This window comes from Thomasclavelia cocleata, from assembly GCF_900102365.1.
GTDB lineage: Bacteria > Bacillota_I > Bacilli_A > Erysipelotrichales > Coprobacillaceae > Thomasclavelia > Thomasclavelia cocleata.
Map to the genome: position 1 here is coordinate 25,190 of NZ_FOIN01000019.1, position 22,218 is coordinate 47,407.

The following is a 22,218-nucleotide window of genomic DNA, read 5'->3' on the forward strand; positions in this document are numbered from 1 at the left end:
GAGTAATATCGTATTTTAGAAAGACTTACATTAAAATAGGTATTTTTGACATAAAACTATTAAACATTATTTTAGAAGTAAAAGTTTGAAAATGTAATCCATTTGGAAGAATAAAAAGTATTTAAACTATCATATTATATATAAGCAAACTGTTTTTGTTGATTTTTTTATGATTATATGGTATATTCTATTTGTAAATTGGAGGACCAAAGCCTGAGTTGGAGCGACTAAATCGGAGAACCAAAGCCTTAGTTGGATTAAACAGTTTGTTAACAGAGATACAACTCAAGTTGTTATCTCTGTTTTGCTTTCTTATAGGAAGGAGTTGTTTACAATGAGATTATATAGACCTAAAAGTGATTATATTCAATATCTTTTTGATAGGGATAAAAGAATAATTAATTCAGAAAATACGATAGGGGTTCCTATAAGATTAAATGAGTTAATATATTTTTTACCTATTGATTCACCATCTGTTTCTGATTATGAAGATGGCGTTCTAAAGAAATCATCCCCAACTATAATGAGAATGTTCGATTTGAAAACCAAAATTTATTTAGGTAAATGTCTATTTTCAAACATGTTTTCAGTTCCTTATAAGGAGTTAGAAGTGGTTGATATAACTGATTTTGACGAAGAGAAATTTGTACTCATGGAAAAAAAGTTAGAATATATAAAAAGAAACCATGATAGAATTATGAAATCAGCTAAAATGCTTTTTAAACAAAAAAGTAGAAATTATAAGCAATCATATCTAAAATCTACTGTGGATTTTACTAAGATTGAAAATGCATCATTAGAATGGGAAATACAAAAGTATGGGAAACATTATAATAGATTTCCTGATCAGAATTTCTTTTTAATAAATCCAAATATTGATGGGTTATCTGAATACTATTTAATGAATAAAGAAGTTAAAATTGCAAAAATTGTTTTTGATAACTCATTACAGAAGATTGATAGTATTTTGGAAATTTATAATGCAGAGTATGCACCACTAGAATGTTTTAATAAAGATAAACTTGATAGTGAGAGAATGACTGCTTGGTTCAAAGGAAGAGGAATACCTTCATGGCGTGACGGATTAGATGATTTCTTAGAAAATCTAGGGATAGAAAATAAGGATTTTTTATTGAATAGAGCATATGGTTTATCTCTGTCGGATCAATATTGGATGAATCCAGTTGAGAGATTAATGGATTGGAAAGATATTAATTTTTTTGATCATGATTTTAATAGTCAAGATTTCATAGATGCTTCTTTTGAAGATAAATTTGTAGACAATAGAGCAGTTGATTTTTATTCACCTAATAACACATCTGATGGAATGCTGAAAAAAGTATGGATTGTAGGAGAAGATAATCAAAGGTATCTTTTGAAAGGATCGTTTAAAAGAAAAGGATTAGAACCATTTAATGAAGTTCTATCAGGAATGATAGCACAAGCAATCAATTTGGAATATATCCCTTATACTATTGAAGTGATGAACAAAACACTTTTTTCAAAATGCAAATGTTTCATTGGTAAAGATACAGAACTTATTTCAGCATATGCAATTCTGGCAAAAGAGAACATAGATATGAAAGAAAACTGTGTAAATGTTATGAACCACTATATTAGAATATTAAAAGAAAAAAGTGTTTTTGCGGTTGAAGAAAAGTTGGCTAAAATGTTTATCTTAGATTATTTAATGGTTAATCAAGATCGACATTTAGGAAACTTTGGTATTATAAGAAATGTTAATTCATTAAAATGGGAAGATATTGCTCCAAATTTTGATAGCGGACAAGCTATGTTTTCTCAAAAAGAAGTATATGAAATGAATTTTGTGAAAGCAGAAGGTTGTTTCTTTAATAATAAGAATTTAGATTTTGAAGAAATATTAAAACATGCTCAGACATTATTTCCATCAATTCAATTGAATTTTGAAAGTTTAGAAAGTATACCATACAAGTGGAAAAACGAGTTGAAAAAATATCAATATGTTTCATTAATTAGTGATGAAAAAATTGATGTGCTTATAGAGGGGCTTAAATTAAGAATTGCAAAATTAAAAGAAAATCTATTTAATAGATTATAAAGTACAATTGTAAGAAAAAGATGATATAACAAGGAAATGTTATACAAAGTGAAATTCTCATTTCAGCCAAAAAATATTGTTGTATCTATAAAGGGATATAATAAATCGAATACAAGTTGTTTTTAAGATGTTCAAATTTGAACATCTTTTTGTTGGGAATAAAGTCAGGAGGAAACTATTTATTATTATAAAGTGAGATTCACATAGGGCAAAAGCCTTTTTATTATGTTGATTAACACATTAAATTAAATATGATTTTGATCATTTAAAAGATGATGAAACAATAAAAAGTAGATTATGCTTAAAGACGCAAGTTAAAAAGCTTACTAATAACAATAGAATTTTAAGTGTTAATGTTGTAATATCTGTTTTTTTTGAATTTTCAAATTGTGAAGAAGTGTTGAATAGAGATTTTGATGATATATTAAAATATGATGGTATTGCAATATTATTTACTTATGTAAGAACATTGATTCAAAATATGACATCTTATGATTGTTCAAATTCAAGAATTTTATTACCTCCAATTAATATTAAAGCAATTGTTGATGAACTTGATAGTAAAGAGGAATAGTAGTAAAATCTAAAAAACAGCTTAAAAAAATAGTAATCCACAATAACCTGGGGTAAATAAGTTATTGTGGATTATTGTGTTTTCAAGCTGTTTTGAAACTGAAATGAGTTCTTTACTCGTTACAACCGTTTTTAGAAAAATATTTATTTAGCACTTATTTTAAATCATCTTTAAGTTTTAATAATGCTGCAAATGGAGAATCTTCAATCGATGTTTGCTGTTTTTTTTGTTGATTCATATATTTTTTAACATCACTTTTACGAGCTAACGAACTTTTATTTTCACGTTCTTTTTTAAATGCATTCATGTGTTGGCGGTAACCACATGTTTTACAAACAAACATTTGCTTATCACCTTTTCCTACAAGTTCTAATTTTTTATGACAATTAGGACATCTGGCGTTAGTGACAATTGAGATTGTTTCACGATGTTTACAATCTGGGTTTGAGCATACTAACATTTTTCCCTTTTTTCCATTTACTTCAAGCATAAGTTCACCGCAATCTGGACATTTTTTGGTAGTCAGGTTTTCGTGTTTAAATTTAGCTTGACTAGAACTAATTTCAGTAATTATATTTTGAGTATAATCTTTTATTTCATTAATAAAGTTATTTGATTTTTGTTGTTTTTTTGCAATTTTTGCTAATTCCATTTCCCATTTGGCAGTTAATTCAGGTTCTTTTAAGTCTTGAGGGACTAATTGTAAAAGCTGTTTACCTTTACTAGTAACCCTGATATCATTTCCATGTTTTTCAATTAAAAAAGTATTAAATAGTTTTTCGATAATATCTGCTCTTGTAGCAACGGTTCCTAAACCACCAGTATTTTTTAATGTTGTATTAATTTGTTTTGATGAGCTGTTTGTAAATTGAATAGGATTTTCCATTGCTGATAGTAATGTTGCTTCGTTGAAATAAGCTGGTGGAGTAGTTTGTCCAGTTGTTTTAATGATTTCATTAACTGTTATTGTTTCATGTTGTTTTAATAGTGGTAAAGACTGATCGTCATTGTCTTCATCTTCAATTTTTCCATAAACTTCTTTCCATCCAGTTTGTTTTTCGATTTTACCTTTAGCAGTAAATTTTTCTTTATTAATAACTGCTTTGATAACTGTCTGTTCATATAGATATGGTGGTAAAAGAACCGCTAAAAAGCGTTTTAAAACTAATTCATATATCTTCATTTCTTTATCACTAAATGATCCTAACATTGCTGGTTGTTCAGTTGGGATAATCGCATGATGATCACTTACTTTGCTGTTATTTACAAAATGAGCTTGTTTTTTAATTGGGACAGCTAAAATTTTATTAATTATATGATCATAATAACCTCCTTTACTAGCTTCAAGACGTTCTTTTAAAGTAGGAACGATATCATCTGTTAGATAACGAGAATCAGTACGTGGATATGTTAAAACTTTATGGTATTCATATAAATCCTGCATAATTGATAATGTTTCTTTTGCTGAAAAACCATACAGTTTATTAGCGTCTCTTTGAAGTTCAGTTAAATCATATAACTGTGGAGCATATTTCTTTTTAGTTGTCTTATTAATCTCAGTGATTTTTAGTGAATGATTTGAAATATTTGTAATTATGTCATCAATGTTTTCTTCATCAAAAAGATGAGATTCATTTTTATTTGATTGCCATGACCAGTTAATATCTTTAGTTATTACTTTAATGCCATAAAAAGTACGTGGGGTGAAGTTTTTAATTTCTTCTTCTCTTTTAGCAATCATTGCTAATGTTGGAGTTTGTACACGACCACATGCTAATTGGGCATTATATTTACATGTCAAAGCTCTAGTGGCATTAATACCTACTAGCCAATCAGCAATACTTCTGCTATAAGCACTATGATATAATGCATCGTAATCATGGGAATTTTTTAAATTTTTGAAACCTTCTTTTATTGCTTTATCAGTTACTGAAGAGATCCATAATCTTTGCATTGGTTTTTTAATATGTGCTTTATTAATGATCCAGCGAGCTACTAGTTCACCTTCACGTCCAGCATCGGTTGCAATAACAATATTATTTACATCATTGCGATTCATTAAATTTTTAACTGCATTATATTGTTTAGTTGTGTTTTTAATAACAACAAGCTGCATTTTATCAGGGATAATTGGAAGATCATTGATATCCCACTTTTGATATTGTTTATCATATTTCTCTGGATCGGCTAAAGTGACTAAGTGTCCTAAAGCCCAAGTTACAATATATTTATTTCCTTCTAAACCACCATTTATACTTTTAGTACAGTTGAAAACACGTGCGATGTCACGCCCTACAGATGGTTTTTCTGCTAAAATTAATGTTTTTGCCATTTTATTACCTCATTTCTAATTTATTTTACCACATTATCTATTAATGTGATATCAAAACTATAAAATGATACCGCTATCTTTTTTTACTGATAAAATCACAAGTATTTTTAGTTTTAATAAATTATAATTTTATAATATATTAAAAAATAGTGATAATAGAATAATAAAAACCACGAACAATAAATAGTTTTCATTGTAAATAAGATAAAAATATTATACAATACTATTGTGTTTTTTGCATAAAATGAATTTATATATTCATATAAATAAAACACATAGAAGAAAATGGGGGGCAAAAAATGTCAGAAATTAATGCCGTTTCTATTTTAACCTATGTTCTAGCTGTAGCTTTAGGATTTTTTATAAACTATTTAATAAATAAATTAAAAATATCTAAGGCTAACGTAAGTGCTGCAAAAATTATTGATGAAGCAACTGTTAAAGCAGATAATCTTATTAAAGAAGCAATTTTAGATGCAAAGACAGAAGCTTATGAGTTAAAACTTCAAGCTGAAAAGGAAGCTAAATTACAAAGACAAGAAATTACTGCACTTGAAAATAAACTTTTACAAAGAGAACAAACAATTGATCGAAGAGATATTGCGGTTCAGGGAAAAGAAGATGTTTTAGCACAAAAAGTAGTACAATTAGACGAAAGAGAAGCCGGACTAGGGAAACTAGAAGCTGAATTAAAAGAAAAGATTAATGCCAAAGTTGGCGAATTAGAAAAAATTGCTGCAATGTCAGCGAATGAAGCAAAACAAGAATTATTTAAACAGGTTGAACAACAAATTGCTACTGAAATGACAGCATATATCAAAGATCAAGAAGAGGAAGCTAAATCTAAAGCGAGTCTAATTTCTCGAGATATTATTGCTAATGCAATTAATCGTTACGCTCAAGAAGAAACAGTTGAAAGAACTGTTTCAGTAGTTGCTTTACCTAGTGAAGAAATGAAAGGGAGAATAATCGGTCGAGAAGGACGTAATATTAAAGCAATCGAACAAACTACAGGGGTAGATTTAATTATTGATGATACTCCTGAAGCAATCACGATTTCATGTTTTGATCCAGTACGCCGAGAGATTGCAAGATTATCATTAGAAACTTTAATTCGTGATGGTCGGATTCAACCAGGTAGAATTGAAGAAGTAGTTGAAAAAACTAAAAATGAATTAGATGAAGTAATAAGAAAAACAGGAGAAGATGCGATATTTGAATTAGGAATTTCAAGAATTGATAAAGATATTATCATGATGTTAGGGAAACTTAAATATCGTACTAGTTATGGACAAAATGCTTTACAACATTCTTTAGAAGTTGCACATTTAGCTGGAATCATGGCAGCTGAATTAGGTTTGAATCAACAATTAGCAAGACGGGCTGGATTGTTACATGATTTGGGAAAAGCAATTGATCATGAAATGCAAGGTAGTCACGTTGAATTAGGTGCTAAGTATGCTAAAAAGCATGGAGAACATCCAGTTGTTGTAAATGCAATTGAATCTCATCATGGTGATGTACCTGCAACTAGTGTGATTTCAATTTTGGTTGCTGCAGCTGATACTTTAAGTGCGGCACGACCTGGAAGTCGTAGTGAGACAATTGAAAACTATATCCAGCGTTTAGAAAAACTTGAAGAAATGGCAAAAAGTTTTGATGGTGTAGATCGTGTTTTTGCGATTCAAGCAGGACGTGAAGTACGTATTGTCGTTAAACCTGATAAAGTGGATGACTTGATGTCACATAAAATAGCTCGTGATATTAAGAATAAGATTGAAGAGGAACTTACATATCCTGGTCACATTAAAGTAACTGTAATTCGTGAAATTCGTGCTAGCGAAGTAGCAAAATAAAAAGGGGATAGGCCTAGCCTATCCTTTTATATGAAAGGAAAATAAAATGAAAATATTGTTTATTGGAGATATTTTTGGAGAAATTGGTCGTGAAATGATTGAAGACTATTTACATCGTTTGGTTAAGGATAATCAAATTGATTTTGTAATAGCTAATGTTGAAAATACAAGTCATGGAAAAGGTTTATTAAAGAGACATTATGATGAATTATCATTTCAAGGGATTCAAGCAATGACGATGGGAAATCATACTTTTGATAAAAAGGAATTATATGATTATATTGATGAAGCTGATAGATTAATTGTTCCTATTAATCAGCCTAAAGTATTACCTGGAATTAAGTCACGAGTATTTAATGTACTTAATAAAGAGGTACGAGTTACTAATGTTTTAGGTGCTGCATTTATGGATAGTAGAAATAGTAATCCATTTGAAATAATAGATGATTATCTAGATTTAAAACAAGATATTCACATAATTGATTTTCATGGGGAAACAACAAGTGAGAAAATAGCGTTTGCACATTATGTCAAAGAAAAAATTAGTGGTGCTGTTTTAGGTACTCATACTCATGTTCAAACTGCTGATGAGAAAATAATTGATGGTAAAGTTGCATTTATTAGTGATGTTGGGATGACTGGTCCATATATGAGTGCGATTGGTTGTGATTTAGATGCGATTGTAAGTAGATTAAGAGGTTTTAATGCGCCTTTTAGTGTAGCCAAAAGCAGCGGTCAATTATCAGGGGTGATTTTAACATTCGAAGATGATAAACCAATAAAAATAGAAAGAGTGTTAATTAATCAAGATCATCCATATTTTTAGGTATAATTTTTTAATGTTTTCATATAGTTGATTAGGAGGCTATAATATGGAAACAATCAAAGTATCATCATCGTCTAGTCCCAATAATGTAGCAGGGGCTATTGCAAGTATGATAAGAAATGAATCTAAACTACAGATTCAGGTTATTGGAGCGGCAGCTTTGAATCAAGCAATAAAGGCTATAGCTATTGCAAGAGGGTATATAATTCCTACTGGGAATGAAATTATTTGTATTCCTTCTTTTCATGATTTAATGGTTGATGATAAGGAGATAACTGCGCTTAGATTATTACTGGAATTACGATAAGTTTTCTTTTTAGATATATTATTTAGTGAAAGGCTATATCGTAAAATATAAAATTAATTATTTTAATGATTTAAAGTAAGTCTATTATTATTTGGAAAAGATAATAGAATGCTGTAAAATCAGGTTTAAATTTATACTTTTTAATTTAGTTAGATGAATTTTATGTAATAAGGACATATAGTCCTTATTTTTTTGTGGAAAAGTTTTGATTTTATGTATATAATAGGTTAGAAAAGTGGTGAATAAATGAAAGATTATAGTAATTATTTTAAAGGACCTTCATTAAGTGAGGCAAAAAGAAGAAGTTGTGATGAAGTAGGTCGCTATGACGATGCATATTATGTACCAGAGGAAATGATCAAAGCTGGTCTTGGTAAGAAATATTATATACAGACATATGGATGTCAAGCAAATGAACGTGATAGTGAAACTTTATCAGGAATTTTGGAAAGTATGTCATATCAGCCAGCTGAAAATATTAAACAAGCTGATGTGATTATTTTAAATACCTGTGCAATTCGTGAGAATGCTGAAGAGAAAGTTTTTGGAAAAGTTGGGTATGTAAAAAATTTAAAAAAGACTAATCCAGATTTAATATTTGCAATGTGTGGCTGTATGGCCCAAGAAGAGGTTGTAGTGAATCGAATTTTAGAAAAACATCCTCATGTTGATTTAATTTTTGGAACCCACAATATCCATCGTCTACCTGAATTATTAAAGGATGCACTTTATAACAAAGAAATGGTTGTTGAAGTATGGTCAAAAGAGGGAGATGTAATTGAAAATGCTCCAGTTAGACGTGATAACAAGTATAAAGCTTGGGTAAATATTATGTATGGATGCAATAAGTTTTGTACATACTGTATTGTTCCATATACTAGAGGAAAAGAACGCTCACGTTTAGCAAAAGATATTATTAAAGAAGTTGAAGAATTAGTAGCTGATGGTTATCAGGAAATAACTTTATTAGGTCAAAATGTTAATAGTTATGGCAAAGACCTTGGAGATGATTATAATTTCTCTAATTTACTTGAAGATGTTGCTAAAACCGATATTCCTAGAATTCGTTTTACAACGAGTCATCCTTGGGACTTTAGTGAAGATATGATTAAAGTTATTGCTAAGTATGATAATATCATGCCAGCGATTCATTTACCTGTACAATCAGGTAATAATGAAATATTGAAGTTAATGGGACGTCGTTATAGTCGTGAACAGTATTTAGCTTTATTTCATAAAATTAAAGAATATATTCCAGATTGTACAATTACAACAGATATTATTGTAGGATTTCCAAATGAGAGTCATGAACAATATTTAGATACTTTATCATTGTATCAGGAATGTGAATATGATTTAGCATATACGTTTGTTTATTCTCCTCGTGCTGGTACTCCTGCAGCTAAAATGGCAGATAACGTAACCAGAGAAGAAAAGGATCAGCGTTTATATAAATTAAATGAAATTGTTAATGAAAAGGCTCATAAGCAAAATCAACGGTTTTTAAATGAGGTTGTTGAAGTATTAGTAGAAGGAACTTCAAAAAAAGACGATACAATGTTAACTGGATATACACGACATCAAAAACTTGTTAATTTTAAAGGAAATCCATCTGATATTGGAAAGATTATTAAAGTAAAAATTACAGAAGCCAAAACATGGGCATTAAAAGGTGAAGCAATTGAATCATAGTTTAGATTATGCAAAGCAGTTAAATGACTATTTATTAAATCTTGAAGTAATTAAAGAGTATCAAAAATATGAACAGTTAATTAATCAAAATACTAAAATTAGAAAAATGGAAGCTAAGATAAAAGCTTATCAAAAAAAGATAGTTAATCAAAAAGCTAAACAGGATGAAACAGTTATTAAAACGATTAAAGAATATCAAAAAATTAAAGAGGAATTTGAAAATCATCCTTTGGTTGTTAACTATCTTTATCTAAAAAAAGAGGTAGATGAGATTATACAATCGATAAATAGTTACATAAATGGACAATTATTAAAATAAGGGTTGACTTAGTTATTGAACATAATTATAATATTATGAAATATTAGACATAGAGATGAAGAAAAGGAGAGATAGAATGGCATATTTTTTTGATGAACCATCGCATACATTTAATGAATATCTTTTAGTACCAGGATATTCATCGACTGAATGTCAAGCTAAAAATGTTGATTTAAAGACACCTTTAGTTAAATTTAAAAAAGGTGAGGAACCAGCGTTATCGTTAAATATTCCTCTAGTTTCAGCAGTTATGCAGGCTGTATCTGATGATAAGATGGCAGTTGCACTTGCAAGAGAGGGTGGTGTTTCATTTATTTATGGGTCACAATCAATTGAAGATCAAGCAGCTATGGTTAAACGAGCTAAAACTTATAAAGCAGGATTTGTACCAAGTGATTCAAATTTAAGTGCTAATGATACATTGGCCGATGTTATTGCTTTAAAAGAAAAAACGGGACATTCTACTATGGCAGTAACAGAAGATGGTAGTGCTAATGGTAAATTGTTAGGAATTGTAACTGGTAGGGATTATCGTGTTTCTAGAATGGATTTGGATACAAAAGTAACAGAATTTATGACACCATATGATAAGTTGGTTTGTGGACATATTGGAGTTACGTTAAAAGAAGCAAATGATCTTATTTGGGATAATAAACTTAACGCTTTACCTATTATTGATGATAATCAAAAGTTAGCATATTTTGTTTTTAGAAAAGATTATGAAACAAGAAAATCTAATCCAAATGAACTATTAGATGATTCAAAACGATATGTAGTTGGTGCGGGAATTAATACTCGTGATTTTGCAGATCGTGTTCCAGCATTAGTAAAAGCTGGTGTGGATGTATTATGTATTGATTCTTCTGAAGGTTTTACAGAATGGCAAAAAATTACAATTGATTGGATTAGAGAACATTATGGTGATAGTGTAAAAGTTGGTGCTGGGAATGTTGTTGATGCAGATGGATTTAGATTTTTAGCCGATGCTGGAGCAGATTTTGTTAAAGTTGGTATTGGTGGTGGTTCTATCTGTATCACTCGTGAACAAAAAGGAATTGGTCGTGGACAAGCAACAGCAACAATTGAAGTAGCGAAAGCTCGTGATGAATATTTTAAAGAAACAGGTATTTATGTACCAATTTGTTCAGATGGTGGAATTGTTCATGATTATCATATGACTTTGGCATTAGCTATGGGTTCTGATTTTATTATGTTAGGTAGATATTTCTCACGTTTTGATGAATCTCCTACAAATAAAGTAAGTATTAATGGTCAATATATGAAAGAATATTGGGGTGAAGGTTCAGCTCGTGCTCGTAACTGGCAACGTTATGATATGGGCGGTGATTCAAAACTTTCATTTGAAGAGGGTGTTGATTCATATGTTCCATATGCAGGAAGTTTAAAAGATAATGTTGGTTTAACTTTGAGTAAGATTAAATCAACAATGTGTAATTGTGGAGCTTTAACTATTCCTGAACTACAAGAGAAAGCAAAAATCACTTTAGTATCTTCAACAAGTATTGTTGAAGGTGGGGCTCATGATGTTGTTTTGAAAGATTCTACATCAGGAAATGGTCATAAAAACTAAATAAATAGATGAAGATGTAGTAAAATACATCTTCTTTTTTTATGTTATTAGGTTTTTTGTACATTTTTTGAAATATTTGCATATATTAAAATAGGTGAAGAACATGGCAAACAATATTCGTGAAATTATTACTCAGGCAGTTATTGCTAAAGGGAAAAAGAGAACCCTTAATAAATATCCTTTTGTTATTGAAAACTATGATAAGATTTTAGGATGTTGGATTACTAATCATCGTTATAATGCAACTTTTAAAAAAGGTCAGCCTATTGTTTTAGGAACTTTTGATGTTCATCTGTGGTATAATTATAATGATGATAGTAATATTTTGAAACAAACAGTTAGTTATATGAATGAATTAGATTTGGTTAAAAAGGAAAGTCGAAACTTTGATGAAAATGATGAATTAATGGTAGTATGTAATCGAGAACCTAAATGTATAAGTGTAAATAAAAGTGATGAAAATGTATTAATTGAAATTGAAAAGGAAATATCTTTAAGTGTAGTTGGGAAAACAACGATGAGAGTAGAGACTAAAAATGAAAAAGAATCATGGGATGAATTGGATAATATCACAGTAGATGAAAATTTTATCAAATGAAGGCGTAAGCCTTTTTTCTTTTGTTAATAGTTGTGCTATAATGGGATAGTAATTTTTTAGAAGTGGAGTTAAGATATGAAACCTAAATATAGTCCAATGATGATGCAGTATTTATCAATAAAAGAAGAAAACCAGGATTCTATTGTAATGTTTAGATTAGGGGATTTTTATGAAATGTTTTTTGATGATGCAATTTTAGTATCAAAAGAATTAGAAATTGCATTGACTGGAAAAAATGCTGGTGCAGTAGAAAGGGTGCCAATGTGTGGTGTTCCTTTTCATTCAGCAAGTGGATATATTCAAAAGTTAGTTGATAATGGTCATAGAGTAGCAATTGTTGAACAATTGAGTGAACCAGGAAAAAAAGGAATTGTTGAGCGTGGAGTAGTTCAAATCATTACACCAGGTACTATTTTTGATGAATCACTAACAAATAATAAAAATAATTATATTGCAGCTTTAGAAGAGTTTGATTTTAATTATACTTTAGCTTTTTGTGATATTTCTACAGGTGAATTTTGTGTTACTAATATTGATAAAAATGAGAAGCTTTTATTAAACCAGCTACAAATGATGGCTGTAAAGGAGGTTGTTTGTTTATCGAAGCATATTTTTAAATTTGATGATATTTTATCTTCACCTTTTGATAATGATAAATATAATGATAAATATGCGAAGATTTTTAGTAATATTAATGATTTAAAACAAATAAAAACAGCTTCATTATTATTAAATTATTTATTAGATACACAAAAAAGAGAATTAGAACATCTTCAAATAATTGAAGAAATAAATAATGATGATTATTTAACAATGGATCTATATACTAAAAAAGCATTAGAATTAACTACAAATACTAAAAACAATGAAAAATATGGTAGTTTATATTGGCTGTTAGATCAAACTAAAACAGCAATGGGATCAAGATTATTAAAACAATGGATCGAACGTCCTTTAATAAATCAGGCTCAAATCGAAGACCGATTAGATATAGTAGAGATTTTTACTAATTATTTTATTCAAAGAGAAAGTGTTAAAGAGATTTTAAAAGATATTTATGATCTTGAAAGATTATCATCACGAATTGCGTTTGGAAATATTAATGCTCGGGATTTAAAGTGGATAAGTTCTTCTTTAAAAGTGCTACCCGAATTAAAAGCGCAGTTAATATCATTAGATGAACCTTTGATTAATGAATTAGCTAATAAATTAGTTGATTTAAGTCATATAACAGAACTCATTGATCAAGCAATCGTTGATAATCCACCACTGACAGTAAAAGAGGGTGGAATCATAAAAGATAGTTTTAATGAAGAATTAGATGAACTTAGATATATTCGTAATCATGGAAAACAGTGGTTAGCTAAATTTGAACAAAAAGAACGTGATAAAACAGGAATTAAAGGATTAAAAGTTGGTTATAATCGAGTTTTTGGATATTATATTGAAATCACTAAGGCAAATTTATCTTTAGTTAAAGATGAATTTAATTATACACGTAAACAAAGTTTATCAAATGCAGAGAGATTTGTTACACCAGAATTAAAAGAAATGGAATCAAAATTATTAAGTGCGCAAGATAAAATGGTGAAATTGGAGTATGTTTTATTTACTCAAATTAGAGATTATATAAAAAAAGATGTTCATACTCTTCAAGATGTTGCTAAAGTGATTGCTCGAATTGATGTTTATCAATCTTTAGCAATGATTTCAAGTGAGAACAGTTATGTACGACCAGTATTTAATCAGAGTAAAACTTTTAATGTTGTAGATGGAAGACATGGTGTAATTGAACAAGTAATGGCACAAGGATCATATGTTTCTAATGATGTAATGATTGATAATAATTATCCAGTATTATTGATTACAGGACCAAATATGGGTGGTAAATCAACATATATGCGCCAAATTGCTTTAATTGCTTTAATGGGCCAAATTGGATGTTTTGTACCATGTAGTGAGGCTAATATACCTATTTTTGATCAGATATTTACTCGAATTGGTGCTAGTGATGATTTGATTTCAGGACAATCTACATTTATGGTAGAAATGTTAGAGGCAAATAATGCTTTACGTTATGCAACAGAAAATTCTTTAATTATTTTTGATGAAATTGGTCGTGGTACAGCGACATTTGATGGGATGGCAATAGCTCAGGCGATGATTGAATATATTGCAACCTCAATTAAATGTATTACTTTATTTTCGACTCATTACCATGAATTAACATTTTTAGAAGAAAAAGATTTGGGAATTAAAAATGTTCATGCTAGTGCTTCAATTGAAAATGATGATCTAGTATTTTTATATCGAATCAAGTCAGGTCGTTCAAATAAATCTTATGGAGTTAATGTTGCAAAGCTTGCAAAATTGCCTGATGCAGTTTTAAATCGTGCTAATGTTTTATTAGAGGCATTAGAGGAAAATAATATTGAACATCATTTAAGTAATGATACTTTAAAACAAGCTCCTGCAACTTCAATGAGTGTTGTTGAAAAATATCTTGATAATATAGATCCAATGGCATTATCGCCAATTGATGCTTTATCAACATTGATAGAATTAAAGAAATTAAATGAAAGTAGGTGATAAAATTGCAAAAAATAAGACAACTAGATGATGTTTTAGCTAATAAAATTGCAGCTGGAGAAGTAATTGAGCGACCAGCTAATGTTGTAAAAGAATTAGTTGAAAATAGTATAGATGCTAATAGTAGTAAAATAGATGTAATTGTAGAAGAGGGAGGATTGGATTTAATTCAAATTATAGATAATGGTGATGGGATGGTAAAAGAGGATGCTTTACTATGTTTTAGTCGCCATGCTACGAGTAAAATAAAAGATGATCAAGATTTATTTTGCATTCAGACGTTAGGATTTCGTGGTGAAGCAATTCCTTCGATTGCATCAATTAGTAATTTTGAATTAAAAACAAGTACTGGTGAAAAGGGAACGATTGTAAGTTATCAATATGGTAAATTTATTAAGTGTGAAGATAGTGATTGTAAAAAAGGAACTAATATTAAAGTAAAAAAGTTATTTCAAAATGTTCCTGCACGTTTAAAGTATATTAAATCAACTAATGCAGAGTTTGCAAATATTCAAACTTATATAGAACGTTTGTCGTTATCTCATCCACATATTGCATTTTCACTGGTACATAATCAAAGGACAATATATAAAACTAATGGAAATGGTAATTTGTTAGAAGTAATTTCTAATGTTTATGGCTTAAATGTCGCTAAAAATATGATTGCAGTTGATTTTGAAGATGATGAGTTCCATGTATCAGGATTTATTTCAAAAATTGATGTTAATCGTGCTAGTAAAAATCATATTGTAACAATGGTGAATTCGAGAGTTGTTAAAAATAAAATAACGGTTGATAGTATTAATAATGCTTATCGTCGTTATTTAGCTGATAAGCGTTTTCCAATTGTAATTGTAAATATTGAAATAGATCCATTTTTAGTAGATGTTAATGTTCATCCCTCTAAATTAGAAGTACGATTTTCTAAAGAAACGAAATTAAAAGAATTAGTTTCTCAAGGAATTAGTGAAGCTTTAGCTAAAATTAATTTAACTTATGAAGCAGTAACATACAATAATAAGCCTAAGTTTATACCTGATTTACAACAACCTAGTCTTGATTTGAGCTACGAAAAAGAGTTAATTAATCCAACTAAAAAACCTGTGGATGAAACAACTAAAGAAATAATTTATCAGGATATAAGAGATGATGAAAAAATAGTTGCTGAATCAAAAAAGGATTATATCATTCCTGATAAACAGATTATTGAAACAAAAGTTGAATTACGTGAAAAACTAATGAAGAAAAAGCTGTTTGTAAAAGGACAAGTCCATGGAACATATATTATTTGTGAAGATGAAACAGGAATGTATATTGTTGATCAGCATGCAGGTCAGGAAAGAATAAATTATGAATATTATTTAGAAAAATATAAAAATCTTGATTTGTCAATGAGAGATTTGTTGATACCAATTACTTTAGAATATCCTTTGAGTGAATTTTTAATTATTGAAGAAAGAAAGGATTTATTAACTCAAGTAGGAATAAATCTTGAAGTATTTGGAGATAGTGGCTATGTGATTAAACAATTACCATTATGGATGCAAAATATTGATGAGCAATTATTTATTGAAGATATGATGACACAGTTATTAAATGATAATAAAATAGATGTAGTTAGATTACAAAATCATGCAATTGCAACATTAAGTTGTAAAGCTTCGTTAAAAGCAAATACATATTTATCTAATGAAGGAATGCAAAATATTATTGATAATTTAATGCGTTGTGATAATCCATATGTTTGTCCACATGGACGACCAACAATTATCTATTATTCTGTTTATGAGATTGAAAAACTATTTAAGAGGGTCGTATAATGGAAAAAGTTATTGTGGTAGTAGGACCAACTGGAGTTGGTAAAACACAGATGGGAGTAGCTCTTGCTAAATATTTTAATGGAGAAGTAATTAGTGGGGATTCCATGCAAATATATAAGACTATGGATATTGGTACTGCAAAAGTAACAAGTGAAGAAATGAAGGGAATTGTTCATCATCTAATTGATATTAAAGATCCAACAGAAAATTATAGTGTTAAAGATTTTCAAGACGAAGTAAGATTAAAAATAAAAGAAATTACTAGTCAAGGTAAATTACCGATTATTGTTGGTGGGACAGGTCTATATATTAAAGCAGCACTTTATGATTATGAATTTGGTGAAAGTCAGATGGATCATCAAGAATATATTGATAAATATCAAGCTTATTCAAATAAGGGGTTATATGATCTTTTAAACAAAATTGATGAAACAAGTGCAAAAGAACTTCATCCTAATAATCGTCAACGAGTATTAAGAGCAATTGCTATTTATGAAAGTACAGGTATTAAAAAGAGTGAGACTCTAGCAAAACAAAATCATGAATTAGTATATGATGCTAAATTTATTGGATTGACTTTAGAACGTGAGGCTTTATATGAACGAATTAATCAACGTGTTGATTTAATGATGGAACAAGGCTTGCTTCAAGAAATAGATGGTTTAATGAAGAAAAATTATTCAAAAAATCTTCAAAGTATGAAAGCTATTGGTTATAAAGAATGGTTTGATTATTATCATGGAACTCAAACCCTTGAAGAAACTTTGGAATTAATCAAAAAGAATTCTCGTAATTATGCTAAACGTCAATATACTTGGTTTAATAATCAAATTCCAGTTAAATGGTTTAATGTTAATCTTGAGAATTTTGATCAAACAATTAAAACAGTTATTAATGATTTAGAAAGATAATTATGTCAATTTATTACTCATGCAACTATTAATTGACAGATTGATTAGTCATAGTTTATTGTGAAAAAATTATAATCAAGGTTGGCAGGAGAAAAAATAAAAAAGGTTATCACAAGAGGAATTATCATATCATCTTGGGGTATCAAGATAATTAGTAAGTAAATGGGAGTCTGAAGTTTTCTCGAACTAAAGGATAACTTACCTGTTTGTAGAAAAGAAATGATTATATTGAAATAATATGTATAAAAAAAATTTAGAATTTGCAGAGGTATTTTTGGGAATATGAAAAGATATGTTGCTTTATTAAGAGGTATTAATATAAGCTAAAAAAATAAAGTGCCAATGGCAGAATTAAAGAAAGGCTTTGAAAAACTTGCATTTGAGGAAGTTAAGACATATCTGAATAGTGGCAATGTAATTTTCTCTAATGATGAAGATGATACAAAGAAGTTTACAAATCAGATTGAGGTAATGATTAAAGAACAGTTTGAGCTTGACATTTCTGTTTTTGTCATACCAAGTAAAGCCCTTGAGGATATCTTGCAAAATGCACCTGACCAGTGGGGCAATGACAACAAAGAAATCTATGATAATCTGATTTTTATTATATCATCAGCAAAATTTTCTGATGTATATAACGAAATTGGGGAACCTAAAAAAAGAATTAGAAAAGATAGAGAATTATAAAGAAGTAATATTCTGGTCTTTTAGCCGTAAAGATTATCAAAAAACAAATTGGTGGTCTAGGGACAGCAAGTGCAAATATCAACACTCAGCTAACAATAAGAACAGTTAATACTATTAGAAAAATAGTTAATATGTAATCGCTTTTCAAATTTTTGTTTTTGATTATGATTTAAAGAAAAGACAAGTTTTATTTATGGATTGGGGGGATATATGTATTATCCAAAACAAATACCATATATTTTAGATAGAGAATTTCAAGAGCATATTGAGTATAAAGAATATCTATTTAAAGAATTAAACGATTATTGTATGTGTATTTGGCAAATGCATTCAAAAAGAATTTTAAATAAAACTATATATAATTATATATTACCAGATGCCTGTATTGATATAGTAATTGATTTTTCAAATAAGACTATTCGTTTTGCTGGTTTTAGTAAAGAAACAATTCCGTTTGAATTAAATAAAAAAATAGATTATATGGGTGTAAGATTAAAACCTGGCTCTTTTTATCTTCTTTTTAAAATAGGTGCAGATCAGATAATGGACCATCCCCTTCCGTTTTCAAAAATAGATAATTCAGATAGTTTGTATGAAATATTTACTTTAACAGATGTAAATGAAAGATTGAATATTTTTAAAAATTATTTATTAGATAAAATAAAAAATAAGCCAAATACAAAATATATAGAAGTTGTTGAACAATTATATCAAACACCTAAAGAACAAACAGTGATAACTATTGCAGAAAGCTTTAATTGCAACAAACGACATTTATATAGAATATTTAAAATGAATTATGGATTATCTCCAAAAGTATTGTTAAATATACTGAGATTACATTTATGTTTAACTTTAATGATAGAAAATGATATTGATTTCATTGAAGTTGCGAACATCTGTGGTTTTTATGATCAGGCTCATTTCATAAAAGAAATAAAGAAATACACAGGATTTTCGCCTTTGAGATTATTAGATAATTATAAATAATGTCCTTTTTTTACAATACATATATGTGTGCCAATCCTATAATTATATATGGAGGTAGAAATATATGTATGAAACAATAACAACAAATATTATGGTTGAAAATGTAAAAGAAACAATAGAATTTTATCAAAGTAAATTAGGATTTCAAAAAGTATTAAGTGTTCCAGAAGAAGGCAGTATCCTAGATTTTGCTATTATAAAAAAAGATAATATTTCTATTATGTTTCAAGAAAGAAAAAATTTACTAGATGAATATCCTACTTTACAAAAAAATGAAATAATACCAACATTTACTTTATTTATTACTGTTAAAGATGTAGAAAAATTATATGAAGAACTAAAGGATAAAGTTAAAATTGCTAAAGAACTTCATAAAACATTTTATGATAAAAGTGAATTTGCTATTTTTGATAATAATGGAAATGTTCTAACAATAGCATGTTAAGTATGACTTTTCAAAATTTAAGTAGAATTATATAAAAGGGTTAAAAAGTTATAAAATTTTAGCCCTTTTATTTTTATAATGATTATGATTTATTAGTCAATTAAAAGAGTAAATTTTAGTTTATAGATAACTAGCATACACATCACACAGACGAAAAATAATTGTATTTACAAGGAAAAATCGCATTTTACAAGGGAAAGTAAAATGCGATCATTTGACATATGAAAACTGGATAGAGAAATGAAAAAGATAGTTGATTTTAATTAAGAAGTTGACTGTATTTTTTTACAGAAATTTAAGCCTAAGCAATTATCAATACATGGTATTTATTTTTTTAGTCTCTGTTCTTTGATGTATGGAAAAAAGTTTAAATCAAAATAAGTTCAAACCGCAAATAATCGTTAGATTCCTAGTTTAGTATTATCTAAATTATATTATCTACTGTTTTTTTGATTTAGTTTTTTAATATTGCTAGTTCTACCGTGTTTTAAAATGCGACGATAATTTTCTGCTAAAGCTCGTTCATAATTACTAGTCATCCATGGTATATAAAATTGAGTATTTTCAAGTTCTTTTGGGAGATATTGAATATATTCCCATAATTCAGGACGATTATAATCATATTTTTCATCATCCTGTAAACCGATAGGGGTAAAACGTAAGTATGAAGGAGTTTTTAAAGAACGTTCATTTAATGAAGTTATTGCTGCATTGATAGCATTTTCACTGGATTTTGATTTTGGTGATAAGCATAAATCAATAATTGCACTTGCAATTGGGATTCGAGCTTCAGGGAAACCAATTGTTTTAGCTGCTTGTAAAGCTATTACTGTACGCATACAAGCATTAGGATTAGCTAAACCAATATCTTCATATGCAGTAGTTATCAGACGACGTTCTAAAGATTCTATATCATTTGCTTCAATTAATTTAGCGAAATAATACATTGCTCCATTTGGATCACTACCACGAATTGATTTTTGTAATCCACTTAAGGTATCATAGTAATTATCCTCATCTTTATCATAAACAACATTTGTTTTAATAGCAGCAGTTTTTAAATCATTTTGTGTAATATGATTATTTTCACAGACAATTGTACATATTTCTAAACAATTATATCCATAACGAATGTCGCCACTACATATTTTAGCAATGCTTTGTAAAGCGTCTTTGTCTATTTTATATTTGTTATCTAGACCAGCTGGTGAAGTTAATGCTTTAGATAATCCGTCAATAATCTCATTAGTAGTTAGTGGTTTTACTTCAAGAATGTGACAACGTGATCTAATTGCTGGATTGATTGAATGATATGGGTTTGCAGTTGTACATCCAGCGACAATTAGTAAACCACTTTCCATGTGAGAAAGAAGATCATCTTGTCGAGCTTTATTTAAGCGATGAACTTCATCAATGATAACAAATAAACCATTACTCAATTTAGCTTCTTCAATAATAGCATCCATTTCTTTTTTATTGCCAGTAGAGGCATTAAAGATACGATAGGGTATATCCAAATCATTTGCTAAAGCTATTGCAATAGTAGTTTTGCCACAACCAGGGCTACCATATAATATAATTGAAAAAGGATGTTTCTTTTCTACAAATTTAGTTAGAATAGCATTTGATCCAACAAGGTGTTTTTGACCAATAATTTCATTTAAATTTTTAGGACGCATTCTATTTGCAAGGGTTGATGACATATTATCTTCCTTTCTTTTTTGAAATTAGTTATAATGATTATAACATTTTTAAATATTGAAAGATAGGTGGATTATTATGAGATTAATTGTACAAAAAGTAAGTAAAAGCAGTGTTAAGATTGATGGAGAAGTGGTAGGGAAAATTAATAAGGGATATATGGTTTTAGTCGGAATTACTGATGGGGATGATGAAATTTTAGTTGGAAAGATGGTGGATAAATTAGTTAATTTACGAATTTTTGAAGATGAAAATGATAAATTAAATTTATCTTTATTAGATGTTCAAGGAAGTATATTATCAATATCACAGTTCACTTTATATGCAAATTGTAAAAAAGGTAGAAGACCAAGTTTTGTTGATGCAGCTAAACCAGATGTATCAAAACCGTTATATGATTTATTTAATAAAAAATTGGAAGAAAAAGGAGTTAAGGTAGAACGTGGTGTATTTGGAGCAATGATGGAAGTTTCGTTGATTAATGATGGACCAGTGACAATCATTTTAGATAGTAAAGAAATTTTTTAGTATAGATTAGATAAAATTTGTGGTGAAATATATCTTGAAAATTAGTCAAGATATATTTTTTTACAAAATAAATAAAAAAAAGACTTTACAAAAGAGAAGTGATATGGTAAATTAAATAGGCACTCAGGGAAAGGGAGAGAGGCCGGAGAAAAAGGCATGAAAAAAGTCAAAAAAAAGATTGACTAAAGAAGGAAAAGAGTGTAAGATAAACAAGTCGGCAAAAGAAGCCGAGGAGATCATTGAAAACTAAACAGAATTAAGAAACACACGTCAATATCCGGAAGGATAGAAAAGAAAAAGAAGAGCTAAACAAACGAAGAGTTGTTTGAAAGATAAAACAATGGAGAGTTTGATCCTGGCTCAGGATGAACG

At 28.7% G+C, this 22,218-nt stretch carries 18 protein-coding genes; 16 read left to right on the plus strand and 2 right to left on the minus strand.

Annotation, left to right across the window (positions count from 1 at the left end; all coding sequences use genetic code 11):
- Window positions 1-334 precede the first annotated feature (334 nt).
- Both BMW96_RS08085 and BMW96_RS14730 read left to right on the plus strand, forming a co-directional pair.
- Complete coding sequence (locus tag BMW96_RS08085) at window positions 335-2,080, plus strand: type III toxin-antitoxin system ToxN/AbiQ family toxin (protein WP_092354297.1); 1,746 nt, start codon at window positions 335-337, stop codon at window positions 2,078-2,080.
- 400 nt (window positions 2,081-2,480) lie between these two features.
- Complete coding sequence (locus BMW96_RS14730) at window positions 2,481-2,654, plus strand: hypothetical protein (RefSeq protein ID WP_279014167.1); 174 nt, start codon at window positions 2,481-2,483, stop codon at window positions 2,652-2,654.
- Between the two features lie 154 nt (window positions 2,655-2,808).
- Here BMW96_RS14730 and BMW96_RS08095 read toward each other — a convergent pair whose 3' ends face one another.
- Window positions 2,809-4,986 (minus strand): DNA topoisomerase III, encoded by a 2,178-nt coding sequence (locus BMW96_RS08095; protein WP_092354301.1) that lies wholly within the window; start codon window positions 4,984-4,986, stop codon window positions 2,809-2,811.
- 299 nt (window positions 4,987-5,285) lie between these two features.
- On the opposite strand from BMW96_RS08095, the gene rny reads away from it, so the two are divergent.
- The 13 genes from rny to BMW96_RS08160 all read left to right on the plus strand — a co-directional run bounded on the left by rny (window position 5,286) and on the right by BMW96_RS08160 (window position 19,617).
- Window positions 5,286-6,842: a ribonuclease Y gene (gene rny, locus BMW96_RS08100; RefSeq protein ID WP_092354303.1), complete on the plus strand. Its 1,557-nt coding sequence runs from the start codon at window positions 5,286-5,288 to the stop codon at window positions 6,840-6,842.
- Window positions 6,843-6,888: 46 nt separating this feature from the next.
- Window positions 6,889-7,668 (plus strand): TIGR00282 family metallophosphoesterase, encoded by a 780-nt coding sequence (locus tag BMW96_RS08105; RefSeq protein WP_092354305.1) that lies wholly within the window; start codon window positions 6,889-6,891, stop codon window positions 7,666-7,668.
- 46 nt (window positions 7,669-7,714) lie between these two features.
- Window positions 7,715-7,975 carry a stage V sporulation protein S gene (locus BMW96_RS08110; protein ID WP_092354307.1) on the plus strand — a complete coding sequence of 87 codons (261 nt, stop codon included), beginning with the start codon at window positions 7,715-7,717 and terminating at the stop codon, window positions 7,973-7,975.
- A gap of 246 nt (window positions 7,976-8,221) precedes the next feature.
- A complete protein-coding gene (miaB, locus tag BMW96_RS08115; RefSeq protein WP_092354309.1) occupies window positions 8,222-9,667 on the plus strand; it encodes a tRNA (N6-isopentenyl adenosine(37)-C2)-methylthiotransferase MiaB in 1,446 nt (481 codons plus the stop codon).
- The gene (locus tag BMW96_RS08120; RefSeq protein WP_172471743.1) at window positions 9,648-9,986 is read left to right on the plus strand and encodes a YlbF/YmcA family competence regulator; all 339 of its coding nucleotides are present in this window, start codon (window positions 9,648-9,650) and stop codon (window positions 9,984-9,986) included. The genes miaB and BMW96_RS08120 overlap by 20 nt, the downstream gene beginning before the upstream one ends.
- Before the next feature lie 76 nt (window positions 9,987-10,062).
- Entirely contained in the window at window positions 10,063-11,577 is a 1,515-nt protein-coding gene (locus tag BMW96_RS08125; RefSeq protein WP_092354313.1) for an IMP dehydrogenase, read from the plus strand.
- A 103-nt stretch (window positions 11,578-11,680) separates the two neighbouring features.
- Window positions 11,681-12,175: an outer spore coat protein CotE gene (gene cotE / locus BMW96_RS08130; RefSeq protein WP_092354315.1), complete on the plus strand. Its 495-nt coding sequence runs from the start codon at window positions 11,681-11,683 to the stop codon at window positions 12,173-12,175.
- A gap of 75 nt (window positions 12,176-12,250) precedes the next feature.
- Window positions 12,251-14,764, plus strand: coding sequence for a DNA mismatch repair protein MutS (mutS, locus tag BMW96_RS08135; RefSeq protein ID WP_092354317.1), 2,514 nt, complete (start codon window positions 12,251-12,253; stop codon window positions 14,762-14,764).
- A 5-nt stretch (window positions 14,765-14,769) separates the two neighbouring features.
- The gene (mutL, locus tag BMW96_RS08140; protein ID WP_092354319.1) at window positions 14,770-16,584 is read left to right on the plus strand and encodes a DNA mismatch repair endonuclease MutL; all 1,815 of its coding nucleotides are present in this window, start codon (window positions 14,770-14,772) and stop codon (window positions 16,582-16,584) included.
- On the plus strand, window positions 16,584-17,495 hold the full coding sequence (miaA, locus tag BMW96_RS08145) for a tRNA (adenosine(37)-N6)-dimethylallyltransferase MiaA (protein ID WP_092354321.1): 912 nt from the start codon (window positions 16,584-16,586) through the stop codon (window positions 17,493-17,495). Before mutL ends, miaA begins: the two co-directional genes overlap by 1 nt.
- A gap of 336 nt (window positions 17,496-17,831) precedes the next feature.
- Window positions 17,832-18,182, plus strand: coding sequence for a DUF1697 domain-containing protein (locus BMW96_RS14340; protein WP_472573228.1), 351 nt, complete (start codon window positions 17,832-17,834; stop codon window positions 18,180-18,182).
- A 210-nt stretch (window positions 18,183-18,392) separates the two neighbouring features.
- Window positions 18,393-19,172: a helix-turn-helix domain-containing protein gene (locus tag BMW96_RS08155; protein WP_092354323.1), complete on the plus strand. Its 780-nt coding sequence runs from the start codon at window positions 18,393-18,395 to the stop codon at window positions 19,170-19,172.
- Between the two features lie 64 nt (window positions 19,173-19,236).
- A complete protein-coding gene (locus BMW96_RS08160) occupies window positions 19,237-19,617 on the plus strand; it encodes a VOC family protein (RefSeq protein WP_092354325.1) in 381 nt (126 codons plus the stop codon).
- A 434-nt stretch (window positions 19,618-20,051) separates the two neighbouring features.
- On the opposite strand, the gene BMW96_RS08165 is transcribed toward BMW96_RS08160, so the two are convergent.
- On the minus strand, window positions 20,052-21,320 hold the full coding sequence (locus BMW96_RS08165; protein WP_092354327.1) for a replication-associated recombination protein A: 1,269 nt from the start codon (window positions 21,318-21,320) through the stop codon (window positions 20,052-20,054).
- Between the two features lie 76 nt (window positions 21,321-21,396).
- Between BMW96_RS08165 and dtd the strand changes: the two genes are divergently transcribed.
- Window positions 21,397-21,846 carry a D-aminoacyl-tRNA deacylase gene (gene dtd, locus BMW96_RS08170; protein WP_092354329.1) on the plus strand — a complete coding sequence of 150 codons (450 nt, stop codon included), beginning with the start codon at window positions 21,397-21,399 and terminating at the stop codon, window positions 21,844-21,846.
- The last annotated feature ends 372 nt before the right edge of the window (window positions 21,847-22,218 follow it).

Bases quoted from the DNA above. Each gene is read 5' to 3' on its own strand.
- BMW96_RS08085 (WP_092354297.1), top strand. From the start codon at position 335: ATGAGATTATATAGACCTAAAAGTGATTATATTCAATATCTTTTTGAT.
- BMW96_RS08095 (WP_092354301.1), bottom strand. From the start codon at position 4,986: ATGGCAAAAACATTAATTTTAGCAGAAAAACCATCTGTAGGGCGTGAC.
- rny (WP_092354303.1), top strand. From the start codon at position 5,286: ATGTCAGAAATTAATGCCGTTTCTATTTTAACCTATGTTCTAGCTGTA.
- BMW96_RS08105 (WP_092354305.1), top strand. From the start codon at position 6,889: ATGAAAATATTGTTTATTGGAGATATTTTTGGAGAAATTGGTCGTGAA.
- BMW96_RS08110 (WP_092354307.1), top strand. From the start codon at position 7,715: ATGGAAACAATCAAAGTATCATCATCGTCTAGTCCCAATAATGTAGCA.
- miaB (WP_092354309.1), top strand. From the start codon at position 8,222: ATGAAAGATTATAGTAATTATTTTAAAGGACCTTCATTAAGTGAGGCA.
- BMW96_RS08125 (WP_092354313.1), top strand. From the start codon at position 10,063: ATGGCATATTTTTTTGATGAACCATCGCATACATTTAATGAATATCTT.
- cotE (WP_092354315.1), top strand. From the start codon at position 11,681: ATGGCAAACAATATTCGTGAAATTATTACTCAGGCAGTTATTGCTAAA.
- mutS (WP_092354317.1), top strand. From the start codon at position 12,251: ATGAAACCTAAATATAGTCCAATGATGATGCAGTATTTATCAATAAAA.
- miaA (WP_092354321.1), top strand. From the start codon at position 16,584: ATGGAAAAAGTTATTGTGGTAGTAGGACCAACTGGAGTTGGTAAAACA.
- BMW96_RS08155 (WP_092354323.1), top strand. From the start codon at position 18,393: ATGTATTATCCAAAACAAATACCATATATTTTAGATAGAGAATTTCAA.
- BMW96_RS08160 (WP_092354325.1), top strand. From the start codon at position 19,237: ATGTATGAAACAATAACAACAAATATTATGGTTGAAAATGTAAAAGAA.
- BMW96_RS08165 (WP_092354327.1), bottom strand. From the start codon at position 21,320: ATGTCATCAACCCTTGCAAATAGAATGCGTCCTAAAAATTTAAATGAA.
- dtd (WP_092354329.1), top strand. From the start codon at position 21,397: ATGAGATTAATTGTACAAAAAGTAAGTAAAAGCAGTGTTAAGATTGAT.